Annotated in this window: 14 protein-coding genes and 2 tRNA genes; 14 read left to right on the top strand and 2 right to left on the bottom strand. The window is 42.5% G+C overall.

The features are described from left to right. Positions 1-100 precede the first annotated feature (100 nt). The 4 genes from KJS58_RS20050 (at position 101) to mgtE (ending at position 2,643) form a co-directional block, all read left to right on the top strand. Complete coding sequence (locus tag KJS58_RS20050) at positions 101-436, top strand: hypothetical protein (RefSeq protein WP_213535211.1); 336 nt, start codon at positions 101-103, stop codon at positions 434-436. Between the two features lie 17 nt (positions 437-453). After that, entirely contained in the window at positions 454-807 is a 354-nt protein-coding gene (locus KJS58_RS20045) for a hypothetical protein (RefSeq protein ID WP_213535210.1), read from the top strand. Positions 808-879: 72 nt separating this feature from the next. After that, positions 880-1,008, top strand: coding sequence for a hypothetical protein (locus tag KJS58_RS25685; protein WP_283771312.1), 129 nt, complete (start codon positions 880-882; stop codon positions 1,006-1,008). 255 nt (positions 1,009-1,263) lie between these two features. After that, a complete protein-coding gene (mgtE, locus tag KJS58_RS20040) occupies positions 1,264-2,643 on the top strand; it encodes a magnesium transporter (RefSeq protein WP_213535209.1) in 1,380 nt (459 codons plus the stop codon). A 150-nt stretch (positions 2,644-2,793) separates the two neighbouring features. Here the strand turns inward: mgtE and KJS58_RS20035 are convergent, their stop codons facing one another. Beyond that, complete coding sequence (locus tag KJS58_RS20035; protein ID WP_213535206.1) at positions 2,794-3,087, bottom strand: magnetosome magnetite crystal formation protein family; 294 nt, start codon at positions 3,085-3,087, stop codon at positions 2,794-2,796. A gap of 144 nt (positions 3,088-3,231) precedes the next feature. Here KJS58_RS20035 and KJS58_RS20030 point away from each other — a divergent pair. Both KJS58_RS20030 and KJS58_RS20025 read left to right on the top strand, forming a co-directional pair. Further along, a tRNA-Arg gene (locus KJS58_RS20030) sits at positions 3,232-3,305 on the top strand. 172 nt (positions 3,306-3,477) lie between these two features. After that, positions 3,478-3,732 carry a hypothetical protein gene (locus tag KJS58_RS20025; RefSeq protein ID WP_213535205.1) on the top strand — a complete coding sequence of 85 codons (255 nt, stop codon included), beginning with the start codon at positions 3,478-3,480 and terminating at the stop codon, positions 3,730-3,732. Between the two features lie 365 nt (positions 3,733-4,097). On the opposite strand, the gene KJS58_RS20020 is transcribed toward KJS58_RS20025, so the two are convergent. Then, positions 4,098-4,171 (bottom strand) — tRNA-Arg (locus KJS58_RS20020). 238 nt (positions 4,172-4,409) lie between these two features. Between KJS58_RS20020 and KJS58_RS20015 the strand changes: the two genes are divergently transcribed. From KJS58_RS20015 to yihA, 8 genes are all read left to right on the top strand, one after another. Continuing rightward, positions 4,410-5,348 carry a hypothetical protein gene (locus KJS58_RS20015; RefSeq protein WP_213535261.1) on the top strand — a complete coding sequence of 313 codons (939 nt, stop codon included), beginning with the start codon at positions 4,410-4,412 and terminating at the stop codon, positions 5,346-5,348. 133 nt (positions 5,349-5,481) lie between these two features. Beyond that, positions 5,482-6,810: a trigger factor gene (gene tig / locus KJS58_RS20010; protein ID WP_213535204.1), complete on the top strand. Its 1,329-nt coding sequence runs from the start codon at positions 5,482-5,484 to the stop codon at positions 6,808-6,810. 435 nt (positions 6,811-7,245) lie between these two features. Beyond that, on the top strand, positions 7,246-7,836 hold the full coding sequence (gene clpP / locus KJS58_RS20005) for an ATP-dependent Clp endopeptidase proteolytic subunit ClpP (protein ID WP_191802208.1): 591 nt from the start codon (positions 7,246-7,248) through the stop codon (positions 7,834-7,836). 12 nt (positions 7,837-7,848) lie between these two features. Beyond that, entirely contained in the window at positions 7,849-9,108 is a 1,260-nt protein-coding gene (clpX, locus tag KJS58_RS20000) for an ATP-dependent protease ATP-binding subunit ClpX (RefSeq protein ID WP_213535202.1), read from the top strand. 126 nt (positions 9,109-9,234) lie between these two features. Then, positions 9,235-10,332 (top strand): flavodoxin-dependent (E)-4-hydroxy-3-methylbut-2-enyl-diphosphate synthase, encoded by a 1,098-nt coding sequence (gene ispG / locus KJS58_RS19995; protein WP_213535201.1) that lies wholly within the window; start codon positions 9,235-9,237, stop codon positions 10,330-10,332. Positions 10,333-10,515: 183 nt separating this feature from the next. Further along, the gene (gene lonB, locus KJS58_RS19990; protein ID WP_213535200.1) at positions 10,516-12,255 is read left to right on the top strand and encodes an ATP-dependent protease LonB; all 1,740 of its coding nucleotides are present in this window, start codon (positions 10,516-10,518) and stop codon (positions 12,253-12,255) included. 87 nt (positions 12,256-12,342) lie between these two features. Next, on the top strand, positions 12,343-14,679 hold the full coding sequence (gene lon, locus KJS58_RS19985; protein ID WP_213535199.1) for an endopeptidase La: 2,337 nt from the start codon (positions 12,343-12,345) through the stop codon (positions 14,677-14,679). 18 nt (positions 14,680-14,697) lie between these two features. Continuing rightward, complete coding sequence (gene yihA, locus KJS58_RS19980; protein ID WP_213535198.1) at positions 14,698-15,357, top strand: ribosome biogenesis GTP-binding protein YihA/YsxC; 660 nt, start codon at positions 14,698-14,700, stop codon at positions 15,355-15,357. Positions 15,358-15,483 lie beyond the last annotated feature (126 nt).

The raw sequence follows: 15,483 nt of genomic DNA, 5'->3' as shown, positions 1-15,483 counted from the left end.
ATTCTCACAGTAAAACAAATATATGCCGAATTCAGGCATAAAATGTCTGTCCCCATCCGAAACTATAAATGTGAAAACGATGCATGAGGAGCGATGAACGTTGCAAAAGAGCCTGTATTTCGTGTCGGTAGGAGGAAGATCCGTTCTTGCTGACCAAAGAGCTGCTTCTTACGAGTGGATCATTCAAGCAACGCCTGAACAGGCAGAAAATCTGCAAGGGCTGCTAAGTTTAATGCAGGAAAAAGAAGAAGAGGCCTTTCCTGGATATGTTTTTCCATGGCCCGATACAGAAGAAGCCTCCGTCAATGTGTTATATGAGGAAGCACTTCAAAATGTGTATAACGAAATTTATCGGTTAGGAACCAATGAGACACGAAGCCATTTGTCGCAATATGGTATCGTACGGGGTTACGTCAATAGACAAGACTTACATTAACAGAAGGAGAATAAAATATGTATGTCATTCAGGATGCGAAAATAACAAAAGAACTGGAGCTAGATGGTCGATCTTGTGTAGAAGTTGCCGTAGAACCCGCCAGAATGGGAGATCCCTCTTTACTGTTATACATAACAGGCAGTGCAGACAGATCGCTGGAGCTCCACAGAATCATAAGAAATCATCATGATCTTACACTGGACTGGTATAACGATAATGAGAATACCGCTTTTGAGGATGCGACGGAGATTGCTTTTGAGAATCGGGTAGATCTATTGGCTGAGCAAGAAAAAAAGCAGTTCATGCAATCTTTGCTGAGTTATGGATCTATGAATCAGGATCTACGAAATCGACTTTTTAGCCAAAAATGATGCAAATATTTTTGATTATGAAATGCGACAATTACACATAATACTCCTGTAACCCGGGGAGGTGAACTGAAAGTGACTTCAAAGTACAAGAAAAGTAAGGGAAACCGTTATAAGAATAATAATGAGTTTGCTGAGGAAGTACTTGCGAAGAACAATCAACATGAAGTACATCGTAACCCGATGCGCTTCGGGAACAAATAACCCGGGCTGCAACAGACGCCTCCACTCTTTCTTCAGGAAAGGGTGGAGGCTGTCTACTTAAAAAAAGGAAAATACATACAGTACGTGTTACGGAAAAAAGCCGGATAAGAAGAAATTGTTAATTTGGTTGGTTTTGCATTTCCCAGCTCGGGTAAGAGTTTACAAGGTTAAGAATTGTTTCATAGACCAGCAGTGTGTGGTTGTGGTCAGTATGATTTGATATCTATTTTGTAATAAGAACAGAAGGTGATGAAAATGAGAAGACGAGACAAACGTAGTAGAGAAGAGGACCTGCAGGCCCTGACTATAAGTATTGAAGAAGCTATAAAAACGGGGCGCATCAATGAGATGGTAAGTGAGCTTGAAGAATGGGAACCTTACGATCTGGCTGTTGTTTATGAAGAGTTAAATGAGGTCTATCGTCCGCAGTTTATGAATGCTCTTGAGATTGAGACTTTGACAGGGATGCTAAGTGAACTTTCTCCTATGGTTGAAGTAAGTGCACTGTACATACTTAGTAAGGAAAAGGCAGCACAAGTTCTAAATCGGATGGATAACGATGACCTTGCTGATTTATTAGGTGAGATTCCTGAAGAGATGAGAGAATATATGCTCTCTATAATGGAAGTAACGGAGAGAGAGACGGTCCGTGAGCTCATGAACTTTGGTCCAGAGACGGCCGGGGGCATCATGACGAACCGTTATGTATGGTTTTATGCGAAATATACGGTTCGCGAAGCAGTCGAGAAAGTAAAACATTTTGCAGATCTGACGAATGATATACAGGATCTATACGTGTTAAATGAAGAGAAAGAACTGATTGGCCTGACAACATACCGTGATTTGGTCCTAGCTCAGGCTACGGATCTGATTGAGAACTTGATGCGCGAGAATGTAGTAAAGGTTCCGGCAGATATGGACCAGGAGGAAGTAGCCCATTTATTTGAACAGTATGACCTCGTGTCTATGCCGGTTGAAGACGCAAATGGAAAATTAATCGGGGTTGTTACTTTTGACGATGTCCTTGACGTATTGCGGGCAGAAGCAAATGAAGATATTAACAAATTGTCGGCTACCGACAAGACGATCGATTTTAACACACACCCACTGACCGCTGCCAAGCGCCGTCTGCCTTGGCTCATTATGCTATTGTTTCTTGGTTTGTTATCAGGTAGTATCATCAGCATATTTGAGGGGACGCTTAGTAAGGTTGTAGCTCTAACCTTCTTTATGCCGATGATTGCAGGGATGACAGGAAATACGGGAACACAGTCTTTAGCAGTGGTTATTCGGGGACTTAGCCCCCAAACGAAAATGAATCGGAAGACCATATTCCGTCTGTTGCGGCGAGAATTACTCGTGGGTATCATGATTGGGGTAATATGCGGTGTCAGTGTTGCACTTGTTGCTGGTTTCTGGCAGATGAGTTTTGCACTCGGGGCTGTTATTGGATTCTCACTCCTTCTGACAATTATTATTGGTACGATGGCGGGAACCATCATCCCTATCATTTTGTACAAGCTGAGAATAGACCCTGCCGTAGCATCAGGACCGCTGATCACTACACTGAATGACTTGTTCTCTTTATCTGTTTATTTTGGTACCGCTACTATATTTATTTCTTATTTAACATGATTGAAGCAAATGAAGGTACGAGAATTGGATTGAATTGGATTGAATAATAAAAAGCAGTTATTCCATAGGCTGTGCTCTTTTGTTAGATATAAATAACAAGGAGAGACAACTCACAAGGAATCAACTGCTTTTCTAAATTACAGCAAGGGATTAAACATCATCGCGGAACACCTTAATACCTTGAAAGATATTATAGATAAAAACAGCAATATAAATAATGAAGAAAAGGATCACGTAGCCGATAATAGAAGTTGTATGGTTCGCATTAAACATGAAGATTAACAGCGGAATCAGCGCAAGAAAAGGAAACACATGTGAGAAGAATGCTTTTTTTGCATGCCCCCTAACATAGTTATCTTGTGCAATAATCCATACAATGAGTGGAAGCAAAAATGGGGCGAAGAAAATACTGAAATAACTCAGAGATGACAGTAGTTGTCGCATAAGCTACGAACGCTCCTTTGTTGTTTTGTTATATTTACATCATATTACCCTGGCATGCCCAGGATGATACTTAAAAAAATGCTTTGACAAATAGTGATTTTACGGTATAATAAATCTCGCACGTGAAAATTAACTACATAACTTGTCTCAGTAGCTCAGCAGGATAGAGCAACGGCCTTCTAAGCCGTCGGTCGGGGGTTCGAATCCCTCCTGGGACGTACAAAGAAAAGACATCTCTTGAGATGTCTTTTTTGTTTTTGTTACTCTTGTAGATCGCTGATCTAATCAAAGTATTGTATTACCCGCTATGAAGATAAGAAATCACAGTGGGGATAGAACGAATTAATGTGGAATTTCCGGCAGACATACGTTATAAGGGAGAGGTGCGCTATGAAAAAATTTGCTGTGTGGATGCCCTTCGTAGCTTTTTTAGTGGTATTGTTGAACTATTTTGGTCTAGATGACTACAATATTTTGCTTATGGGTGTTAGCCCTGTTGCTTGGTTCATTGAATTTGTACCCAACATGAATCGTGTACATATTTCTTCTTTTGTTGTATACATCGTCGCTGTTCTTTTCTGGATGCTGATCGGTATGTTATTGGATCGATCCATTAATGGCTTGAAGAAGAGATCAGTTCAATAGCGCAGGAACTTATCATACATGGTAGATATACCTTTCATACAAAAAGAGAGACATCCCGTTGAATGTCTCTCTTTTTGTTATTTATATAAAGTCCCAGGAGGGATACAGCCTTGCAGGCTGACTGCGAAGTAATGCTCCCGAAGAAAAGCTCCGACGCCCCCTTGTAGGGGTTCTCATCCCCAGGACATAAAAAAAGGCATCCAATAAAGGATGCCTTTCGTATTTACGTCCCAGGAGGGATACAGCCTTGCAGGCTGACTGCGAAGTAAAGCTCCCGAAGAAAAAGCTCCGACGCCCCCTTGTAGGGGTTCTCATCCCCAGGACATAAAAAAAGGCATCCAACAAAGGATGCCTTAATAAATTTACGTCCCAGGAGGGATTCGAACCCCCGACCGACGGCTTAGAAGGCCGTTGCTCTATCCAGCTGAGCTACTGGGACAAATTCAAGCGCGAAATAGAATATAACATATATAAAATATAAAATCAATAGTTATCGTAAAAATAAAATAAAAAGAGTGCAGTGATTTTTCTGCTTGTTCTGATTATTTTATAAAATGGAGAACTCTATGTTTTTTCTTTGTCACTTTCGGTTATTCTAATATATTAGTGCTATACATAGTCTACGGGTTTCTATATAATCAACGAGTCGCTTTAAGCTTCCGGGTAGAGAGGAGGTAATCTTAATTAAAGATACAAGTTCGCACACTACAGATAAAAATATTGTATTGTTTCCTAAGACACTAGACTTTTATCAGATTCAGCTCACCGTTATGCTGGAAAATGAGCGCTATGCGGAAGCGATGAATTTGCTTGAATTTCTGCTTCAGTGCCAGGGACAGGATCAGAGAAACTATGAAGAATGGGGAGCGCTACTTGAATGGCTCAGGGCAGCCTTTCCTCAATATATAAGTGCTGATGACAATAATCCGGTTTCTGAAGAAGAGGATGAAATTGAAAGTGAAGAGGATTTAGCACGCCAAAATGCGAAGAATAAGCTGGCTGAAGACGGAGATTATGCGAATAAATTACTGCGCATTCTGAAGGATGAGCCGCTGAGTGAACAAACGATGCTTGCGCTTGACCAGTTAGCATACGTAGACGTGCCGAGCGTTGATGAGTCACTTAAAGAATGGATTGAACATAGCAGATTACATCCATTACTCCAGTTCAGAGTACTTCAAACCCTGCGAAAAAGAGGGGCTGACTTTCATGTTACTCTGCAAAGAGGAACAGAGAAGGTCGAAGTAGAAATAGAGACAGTACCTCTGACACCAGAAGATTTCCCGCATGCTGTTCTTCGGATTCTAGAACGTGTCGCAGATCAGACAGAAGTTCACGAGCCTACGCTATTTTATTTCGCTCAGGAACTTTGGTCGCAATATATCATGGCCGTTTTTGGAACAAGTGATTACCGCTCTATGCTGGAAGGCGATGAATCCATGCTCGATATGTGGGCTGCTGCACTTCATGCAGCGGTGGCTGAGAGTTTGGGAGGTTCGCACAATGAAGAAGAGATTCGCACCCTGTATGGGATTACGAGCGAGGTTAGGTTCCGATTTGAGCAGGCGTATCGCTCAATTAAGCAATTTGTTTCAGGAGGACTGGGCACAAAATAGGTTATAAAACTTTTCCTGCTGTGTTTACAAGGGTTTACCCTTGAAATTGCATTTAATGTTGTTTATACTAAAATGGTTATTTTGTACGCGCTTGACAATGGTTAACACGTGAAATTTGGAGGGGAAAGCATAAATGAAAGCAACTTGGGAAAAAATAGAGAAGAACCTTGGGGTTCTTGAAGTTGAAGTAGAAGCAGATCGTGTAGCTGCTGCTCTCGACAAGGCTTTTAATAAAGTCGTTAAAAAAATAAATGTACCTGGATTCCGTAAAGGTAAAGTTCCACGTTCAATCTTCGAAGCTCGTTTTGGTGTAGAGAGCTTGTACCAGGATGCAATTGACATCCTTCTTCCAGAAGTATACACGGAAGCTGTTGATCAAACAGAAATCTTCCCTGTAGAACAACCAGAAGTAGATGTTGATCAATTTGCTAAAGGACAAACATTCAAGTTTAAAGCAAAAGTTGTAGTTAAACCTGAAGTTGAACTTGGCGAATACAAAGGTCTTGAAGTTCCTAAAGTAAGCACTGAAGTTTCTGAAGAAGAACTGACTGCTGAACTAGAGCGTCTGCAACAGCGTCATGCTGAACTTGTAGTCGTTGAAGAAGGACAAGCAGCATCTGGCGATGTTGTTGTTATCGACTACGAAGGTTCTGTTGACGGTGAACTTTTCGAAGGCGGATCTGCTGAGCGTCAATCTCTTGAACTTGGATCTAACACGTTCATCCCTGGTTTCGAAGAGCAAGTCATTGGTCTTGGAACAGGCGACAACAAAGACGTTGAAGTGACATTCCCTGAAGAGTACCATGCAGCTGAACTAGCTGGTAAAAAAGCGGTATTCAAAGTGAAAGTACACGAAATCAAACGTAAAGAACTTCCTGCACTTGATGATGAGTTCGCTAAAGACGTTAGTGAATTCGACACACTTGTTGAGTACAAAGAAGATCTGAAAAAACAACTTGCTTCCCGCAAAGAAGAAGAAGCAAAAGCAACTCAAGAAAATATCGTAGTTGAAAAAGCGGCTGAAAATGCTGAAGTTGAAATTCCACAAGGAATGATCAACAGCGAAGTTCGCAACATGATGCGTGACTTTGACAACCGTCTTCGTCAACAAGGTATGAACCTTGAAATGTTCATGAGCTTCTCTGGTCAAACCGAAGCAGATCTTCAAAACCAAATGAAAAACGATGCTGAAAAACGCGTTCGTAACAACCTGGTTCTTGAAGCAATCGGTAAACAAGAGAATCTTGAAGTAACAGAAGAAGATGTAAACGAAGAGCTGAACAGCATGGCTGCTTCTTTCAAACGCTCTGTTGAAGAGATTCGTCAAATTCTTGAAAGCAATGGTTCTCTCGACAGCTTGAAAGAAGAAGTATTGCTTCGCAAAACAATCGACTTCCTTTTGGCAAACAGCAAAGAGGTAGATGCTCCTGCTGAAGAAGCTAAAGAAGAAGCGGCTGAATAATCACTCACATATGAGCATGTAGTATAAATCCACGACCAAGAATGGATATGGATTTATGCTGAATGCGAATCACGTATATCAGATAAGGCACGTAATGTTTTTACGTGCCTTATTTTTTCTAAGTAATATCCATTTTATAGCAAATTTTATTATTAGATGGATATTAATTAATATGCGTGATAATTTTTATATCCTTCCATATACTTAATATATAGGTCTTTACTCTATATGCCGGAAGGCGCATTTGCACATACATAAAAAAAATGGTTAAATATGATCAAGCTTTCTTATTATTGGTTCATGTGAGAAAGCGGATCTATATGACATGAAACAGGGAACATGTTAAAATAAGATGGACTGTAATAATGTTTGCAGATTCTTATGTTTTCCCTGACTTGTGCGGTAAAGATTCTATTATGGAAAAGAGGTTTACACATGAGTCTCGTACCTATGGTTGTTGAACAAACGAATCGCGGAGAACGTTCATACGATATTTACTCTAGACTGCTGAAAGATCGGATTATCTTTCTCAGCGGTGCAATAGATGATGATGTGGCGAATCTTGTAATCGCCCAGCTTCTTTTCCTGGCTGCAGAAGATCCGGAAAAAGATATCAGTTTATATATCAATTCACCTGGTGGTTCTGTTACAGCGGGGTTGGGTATATATGATACGATGCAGTTTATCAAGCCAGACGTATCCACGATCTGCGTAGGTATGGCTGCCAGCATGGGTTCGCTGCTATTAACAGCGGGTGCTCCTGGTAAGCGATATGCACTTGAAAACAGTGAAGTTATGATACATCAACCGCTGGGCGGAGTCCAAGGTCAGGCATCCGATATTCAGATTCATGCTGACTGGATCATTAAGACTCGTCAGAAACTGAATCAGATTTACGTGGAGCGTACAGGTCAACCCCTTGATAAAATCGAGCGTGATACGGACCGTGACTATTTCATGAGTGCGGAAGAAGCTTTAGAGTACCGTATCATTGACCAAGTACTCACTAAACCGATCAATTCTTAAAGGGGTGGTTATATGTTTAAATTTAACGATGAGAAAGGACAATTGAAATGTTCTTTCTGCGGTAAATCCCAGGAACAAGTCCGCAAGTTGGTAGCGGGACCAGGGGTGTATATATGTGATGAGTGTATCGAGCTTTGCGCGGAGATCGTGGAAGAAGAGCTCGGTCATGATGAAGAGATCGATCTGAAGGATATTCCGAAACCAAAAGAGATTCGTGATATTCTCGATCAATATGTAATTGGTCAAGATCAAGCGAAGAAATCATTGTCTGTAGCGGTTTATAATCACTACAAACGGATTAATACGCAGAGCAAAGTTGACGACGTGGAAATGTCGAAAAGTAATATTTTGCTTTTAGGACCAACAGGTTCTGGTAAAACTTTACTTGCTCAAACAATGGCTAAAATCCTGAATGTACCGTTTGCAATTGCAGATGCTACGTCTTTGACGGAAGCAGGTTATGTGGGTGAAGACGTTGAGAATATTCTTCTTAAGTTGATCCAAGCAGCGGATTATGATGTAGAAAAAGCAGAACGCGGCATCATTTATATTGATGAAATTGATAAAGTTGCACGTAAATCGGAGAACCCTTCGATTACACGTGACGTTTCTGGTGAAGGTGTGCAGCAAGCTCTCCTCAAAATTTTGGAGGGTACGGTTGCTTCTGTACCGCCGCAAGGTGGACGTAAGCATCCACATCAAGAATTTATCCAGATCGATACAACGAATATTTTATTCGTTTGCGGCGGTGCCTTTGATGGACTGGAGCAAATGATTAAACGCCGTATCGGTAAAAAGGTAATTGGTTTTAACTCTGCAACAGAGCAAAAGGACTTGAAACCAGGAGAATACCTTGGTCTGGTTCTTCCAGAAGATTTGCTCAAGTTCGGTTTGATTCCGGAATTTGTAGGACGTTTGCCAGTCATCTCTACTTTGGAGCCGCTTGATGAAGACACGCTTGTTCGCATCCTGTCTGAGCCGAAGAACGCACTGGTTAAACAGTACACGAAAATGCTCGAACTCGATAATGTTACTCTTGAGTTTGAACCAGGAGCACTTGAGGCCATTGCTCGTGAAGCGATCAAACGGAATACAGGAGCTCGTGGACTTCGTGCCATTATCGAAGGCTTATTGCTTGATGTAATGTATGAAGTGCCATCTCGTGAAGATGTAACCAAATGCGTAATTACACAACAGGTTGTTGAAGAAAAAACAGCACCTGAATTACGTAGTGGAGATGAAAAAGATAAAAAACAGGAAGAAAGTGCGTGATCTGGGCTGATCCCACTTATCTAGTTTAAATAATTTAGTCATACTCCACTGGTACAGGGGCTTATTACTGGATATTCCAGTCCTCTTACTAGTGGAGATTTGACGTTATGGGGAGAGAAAGCCATCATGTTTCTGAGACAGGATACACGTCCCGTAAAAGTTGGAGATATTACCATCGGTGGAAGCAACGAAGTAATTATACAAAGTATGTGTACGACAAAAACAGCCGATGTAGAAGCAACCGTTGCTGAGATCTTGCGTCTGGAAGAAGCGGGTTGTCAGATCGTTCGCGTAACGGTAAATAATGACGAAGCAGCAGATGCGATTAAAGAAATCAAGAAACGGATTCATATTCCACTAGTAGCGGATATTCACTTTAACTACAAGCTGGCTTTGAAGGCGATAGAGAACGGGATTGATAAAGTTCGTATTAATCCAGGGAACATCGGTCGCCGCGAGAAGGTAGAAGCAGTAGTTGAAGCTTGCAAAGCAAAAGGTATTCCGATTCGTATTGGAGTCAATGCCGGTTCTCTTGAGAATCATTTGCTTGAAAAGTACGGATACCCAACGGCAGATGCGATGGTAGAAAGCGCACTTTATCACATTGGTATTCTAGAAGAGCTTGATTTTCACGATATTATCGTATCCCTGAAAGCATCTGACGTACCCATGGCGATTGAAGCTTATACCAAAGCAGCTCAGGTTATTCCTTATCCGCTTCATCTTGGGATTACGGAAGCCGGCACCTTATTCTCCGGAACGATTAAAAGTTCAGCGGGAATGGGAGCACTTCTTTCACTCGGCATTGGTTCAACAATGCGTATTTCACTAAGTGCCGATCCGGTAGAAGAAATCAAAGTAGCAAGAGAACTGCTCAAAGCGTTTGGTCTGATCTCGAATGCAGCTACGCTCATTTCTTGTCCGACTTGTGGACGTCTTGATATTGATTTATTCTCGATTGCAAACGAAGTGGAAGAATATATCTCACAGATTAAAGTACCGATTAAAGTATCTGTACTCGGCTGTGCGGTGAATGGTCCAGGGGAAGCAAGAGAAGCAGATATCGGTATTGCCGGTGCCCGGGGAGAAGGATTGTTATTCCGTTATGGAGAGATGATTCGCAAAGTACCTGAGGCTGAGATGGTTAATGAACTCAAAAAAGAAATTGATAAAATTGTGGTTGCCTATGAAGAAACAGGGGTTATCCCTGGCCGTAAGCACTAATCTATTATTATCTGTATAAGATAAGCCAACTTTCCACCCGCGAAAGTTGGCTTTTTTTGTTTTTCTGTTCCATTTCATCCGTATTTTACGTTTACCACAAAGGGAAAAGGCTATACTACCAAGTATCGAACTTTTTACGTGGCAAAAATAGGTGAAAGAAAGATTAAACAGGAGGACATAGATATGGGAAATGAAATAACGATTATCATTATGTTGGTCAATTTATTTTTTGGAGTTGTGATTGGGCTATATTTTTGGAATATGCTGCGCTCGCAAAAGAGTAATCGAAGTGCGGTAGAAAAGGAATCTCGCAAAGAAATGGATAAACTGCGGAAGCTGAGAGCTATTTCGCTGACAAAACCACTTGCTGAAAAGACACGACCTGCCAAGCTTGAAGATATCGTGGGCCAAAAAGATGGGCTGCGCGCCATGAAGGCCGCTCTCTGCAGCGGTAATCCCCAGCATGTCATTGTTTACGGCCCGCCGGGAGTAGGGAAGACAGCGGCAGCCAGGGTCATATTAGAGGAAGCGAAAAAGAACCCAGCCTCTCCTTTTAAGGCAGATGCCAAATTTACAGAGATTGATGCGACCACAGCACGTTTTGATGAACGAGGAATTGCAGATCCTCTCATCGGATCGGTGCATGATCCGATATATCAAGGAGCGGGTGCAATGGGGGTAGCTGGTGTTCCTCAGCCGAAACCAGGGGCCGTTACCAAAGCGCATGGTGGGATTTTATTTGTGGACGAGATCGGTGAACTTCATACAATCCAGATGAACAAGCTGCTCAAAGTACTCGAGGATCGCAAAGTGATTTTGGAAAGTGCGTACTACAATTCCGAAGATACGCATACTCCTGCTTATATCCATGATATTTTCCAAAATGGATTGCCGGCAGATTTTCGACTTGTTGGTGCAACGACTAGATCTCCACATGAAATTCCGCCAGCACTGCGTTCTCGCTGTATGGAAATCTTTTTCCGTGCACTATTACCGGAAGAAATTGGGCGGATTGCGGAAGATGCCATATCAAAAATCGGTTTTTCGGCGAATCCCGAAGCAGTAGAAGTTGTTAAAAAGTATGCGACAAATGGCCGGGAAGCAGTAAACATCGTACAGCTTGCTGCCGGACTTGCCCTGACGGAGAATCGGGATGAACTTCAAGCCTCTGATTTGGAATGGGTAGCGAGCAGTAGTCAAATTCAGCCAAGACCTGATCGTAAAGTGCCAAGTCGTCCTCAAATCGGTTTTGTTAACGGACTTGCTGTTTATGGCCCGAATATGGGGGCGCTGCTTGAAATCGAAGTTTCTGCTGTACCTGTAGCAAAAGGCAAAGGTACCTATAACATTACGGGTGTCGTAGAGGAAGAAGAAATTGGCGGAGGTTCAAGAACACTGCGCCGCAAAAGTATGGCAAAAGGTTCTGTAGAGAATGTACTAACTGTTCTTCGTGCTATGGGGTATTCGCCATCTAATTTCGATCTTCACATTAATTTCCCAGGTGGAACACCGATTGATGGACCTTCTGCTGGAATTGCGATGGCGACGGCGATTGTTTCGGCTATTCGAGGGATCCCTGTAGATCATGAGCTGGCCATGACAGGAGAAATCAGTATACACGGAAAAGTGAAACCAATTGGCGGTGTTTTGGCTAAGGTGGAAGCAGCATTCCAGGCAGGAGTCAAAAAAGTAATCATTCCAGCTGAAAATTGGCAATCCATTTTTGATAACTTGGAAGGCTTACGTGTAATTCCGGTTGAGACGGCTGAAGAAGTGTTCCATCATGTGTTTGGAGAGTCGGAAAAAACAGTAGTGGAAGAGATCGCTCCTCCGCATGCAGAACTCTTTCCGCCTTCCTCTCCATCTGTTTTGCATGCGGATCATAATCGGAACGGTAAACTGAATAGTACCGAAAGCATGTAATGCTTGTCCCTTCATTGGTTTTTTATGTGAACATTTGATAAAATAATGAATGATAACAACTTGAGAGCCATTGGAGGTGTGAAAGCGATGGGACCGAGCAAAGCCAAAGGTCGTCGTTTTCCTTTACTGCCTTTGAGAGGACTTCTTGTTTACCCGAGTATGGTACTACATCTCGATGTGGGCAGGGAGAAATCAGTTAAGGCTTTGGAAAAAGCGATGGTAGAAGAACATTTAATCCTCCTGTGCTCCCAATCTGAAGTAAATATTGAAGAACCTACAAGAGAAGATATCTTCCGGATCGGCACAGTGGCTAAGGTCAGACAGATGCTGAAGCTTCCGAATGGAACGATTCGGGTCCTTGTAGAAGGATTGGAACGTGCGGAGATTACCGAATACACAGATAATGTTGATTTTTATGAAGTGCTGGCAGTCGAACTTCCTGAAGAAGAGACAAACCATCCAGAGACGGATGCTCTAATGAGAACGTTACTGAACCAGTTCGAAAATTATATAAATCTGTCTAAAAAGATTACCCCGGAGACACTCGCAGCAGTGTCTGATATTGAAGAACCTGGGCGTCTTGCGGATGTAATAACCAGTCACCTTTCTCTTAAGATTAAGGATAAACAAGAAATTCTGGAGACGATTAACGTCAAGCAAAGACTTGAGAAACTCCTCGATATTCTTAATAACGAGCGGGAAGTTCTGGAGCTTGAACGTAAGATCAGCCAGCGTGTGAAAAAGCAGATGGAAAAAACGCAGAAGGAATATTATCTGCGTGAGCAAATGAAAGCAATTCAAAAGGAACTCGGAGAAAAAGAAGGCCGTGCGGGTGAAGTGGAAGAACTGCGAAACCAAGCAGCTGCTCTTGATCTGCCCGAGAAGGTTCAAGAGAAGGTAAACAAAGAAATCGATCGTCTTGAGAAAATGCCAGCAAGCTCTGCTGAAGGCGGCGTTATTCGAAATTACGTGGATTGGCTGCTCGCTTTGCCTTGGAGCCGTTCGACGGAAGATGATCTTGATATTCAGGCTGCCGAAGAAGTGCTTGATGCAGATCATTATGGTCTGGAGAAACCGAAGGAGAGAGTGCTTGAGTATTTAGCCGTTCAGAAGCTGGTTAAGCAGCTCAAAGGTCCGATTCTCTGTCTTGTAGGGCCTCCTGGGGTAGGGAAAACTTCTCTGGCCCGGTCTATAGCGAAATCACTGGGACGAGAATTTGTACGTATCTCACTTGGCGGAGTCCGTGACGAGGCAGAAATTCGCGGTCATCGCCGTACCTACGTAGGCGCAATGCCGGGAAGAATCATTCAAGGTATGAAAACAGCCGGTTCACTAAACCCTGTCTTCTTACTTGATGAGATCGATAAAATGGCTTCTGACTTCCGCGGTGATCCGTCATCAGCGCTTCTTGAAGTGTTAGATCCGGAACAGAATAACACGTTTAGTGATCATTTTGTGGAACTGCCTTTTGATTTGTCGAACGTTATGTTTGTGACAACTGCCAATACGGTACACAGTATTCCAAGACCTCTTCTTGATCGTATGGAACTTTTGAATATTCCGGGTTATACGGAACTTGAGAAACTGCAAATCGCGAATCGCTATTTGCTGCCAAAGCAGATTCGAGAACATGGTCTTACGGAGCAGCAGCTTCAGGTTGGTGAAAACACACTGCTGAAAGTCATTCGTGAATATACGAGAGAATCCGGAGTACGGAACTTGGAACAGCAGATGGCATCCCTATGCCGTAAAGCAGCCAAGAAAATTGTGACAGGATATGAAGGAAGTATCGTCATTACACCGGAAGAGATTAAAGATTATCTTGGTCCGGGTAAATTTAGATACGGTGTAGCAGATCTTGAAGATCAGATCGGTACAGTGACAGGTCTAGCATGGACTGAGGTTGGCGGCGAAACTTTAGTGATTGAAGTGACCGTTGTGCCGGGTACAGGCAAGTTAACCCTTACTGGGAAACTTGGAGACGTGATGAAAGAATCTGCACAAGCAGCATTCAGTTATACCCGTTCCAAGGCGATTGAACTGGGGATTGCGCCAGACTTCCATGAGAAAAATGATATTCATATTCATATTCCGGAAGGTGCTATTCCGAAAGACGGCCCATCAGCTGGGATCACGATGGCAACCGCACTTATTTCAGCCCTTACGAATCGTCATGTATCCAAACACGTAGCGATGACGGGTGAAATTACACTGCGGGGGCGAGTGCTACCCATCGGGGGACTCAAGGAAAAATCACTGGCCGCTCACCGAGCTGGATACAAGAAAATTTTATTACCTAAGGACAACGAACGTGATTTAAGAGACATTCCGGACAGTGTTCGGGAAGATATCGAATTCATTCCTGTTGCTCATATGGATCAAGTACTGCAGCATGCTCTTGTAGAACAAGCAGGAGTGCATTAGAGAGGACAATTATCAACTATGAAAGTAACAAAATCAGAATTTATTATTAGTGCTGTAAGCCCTAGTCAATATCCTGAGGACGCCTTGCCGGAGATTGCTCTGGCAGGGCGTTCCAATGTGGGTAAATCATCGCTGATTAATCGAATGATTAATCGTAAAAACCTGGCACGAACAAGTTCCACACCAGGTAAAACCCAGCAACTTAATTATTATCGTATTAATGATCAACTTTATTTTGTTGATTTCCCGGGTTATGGGTATGCCAAAGTTTCCAAAACACAGCGCGCCTTATTTGGGAAAATGATGGAGCAATATTTGCTCGAACGTGAAGAGCTTAAACTTGTGATGCAGATGATCGATATGCGTCATGCACCAACCAAGGATGACATTATGATGTATGATTGGCTCAAACACCATGGTCTTCCTGTTTGCATCGTGACTACAAAAATGGACAAGATTCCAAAAACAAAACGTGCGAGACATGCAAAAATTATAAAAGAAGCCCTTCAGATCCATCCAGATGATTCATTTGTATCTTTTTCTTCGGAAGAAGGTCTTGGCAGAGATGAACTATGGGCAGTGATTTCCCGCTATGCATTCTCTAATGATCCATTCGGTGAGGAAGAAGAGCAGGATGAAGTAGAAGAAGGTCAGGAAACCTCAACTCACGAAGTGTGACAAGCCTAAAATGCAGGATGACAGAGTTAGCATGAACTTTTAATGCAGGAAAGTGAGCAACTTCCCTATCAGCTATAGAATTTAAGCGCTTATCCCTTTTTTTACGGTTTTTGCGCGAGTTTTTAT

Origin of the sequence: Paenibacillus sp. J45TS6 (assembly GCF_018403285.1) — a bacterium.
Taxonomy (GTDB): domain Bacteria; phylum Bacillota; class Bacilli; order Paenibacillales; family Paenibacillaceae; genus Paenibacillus.
Note: the sequence above shows the minus strand (reverse complement) of the source record. Positions and strands in the feature narration are given on the sequence as shown.

What these genes read in the sequence shown, in the direction of transcription:
- KJS58_RS20045 (WP_213535210.1), top strand. Translation starts at nt 454, where the DNA reads ATGTATGTCATTCAGGATGCGAAAATAACAAAAGAACTGGAGCTAGAT.
- mgtE (WP_213535209.1), top strand. Translation starts at nt 1,264, where the DNA reads ATGAGAAGACGAGACAAACGTAGTAGAGAAGAGGACCTGCAGGCCCTG.
- KJS58_RS20035 (WP_213535206.1), bottom strand. Translation starts at nt 3,087, where the DNA reads ATGCGACAACTACTGTCATCTCTGAGTTATTTCAGTATTTTCTTCGCC.
- KJS58_RS20025 (WP_213535205.1), top strand. Translation starts at nt 3,478, where the DNA reads ATGAAAAAATTTGCTGTGTGGATGCCCTTCGTAGCTTTTTTAGTGGTA.
- tig (WP_213535204.1), top strand. Translation starts at nt 5,482, where the DNA reads ATGAAAGCAACTTGGGAAAAAATAGAGAAGAACCTTGGGGTTCTTGAA.
- clpP (WP_191802208.1), top strand. Translation starts at nt 7,246, where the DNA reads ATGAGTCTCGTACCTATGGTTGTTGAACAAACGAATCGCGGAGAACGT.
- clpX (WP_213535202.1), top strand. Translation starts at nt 7,849, where the DNA reads ATGTTTAAATTTAACGATGAGAAAGGACAATTGAAATGTTCTTTCTGC.
- ispG (WP_213535201.1), top strand. Translation starts at nt 9,235, where the DNA reads ATGTTTCTGAGACAGGATACACGTCCCGTAAAAGTTGGAGATATTACC.
- lonB (WP_213535200.1), top strand. Translation starts at nt 10,516, where the DNA reads ATGGGAAATGAAATAACGATTATCATTATGTTGGTCAATTTATTTTTT.
- lon (WP_213535199.1), top strand. Translation starts at nt 12,343, where the DNA reads ATGGGACCGAGCAAAGCCAAAGGTCGTCGTTTTCCTTTACTGCCTTTG.
- yihA (WP_213535198.1), top strand. Translation starts at nt 14,698, where the DNA reads ATGAAAGTAACAAAATCAGAATTTATTATTAGTGCTGTAAGCCCTAGT.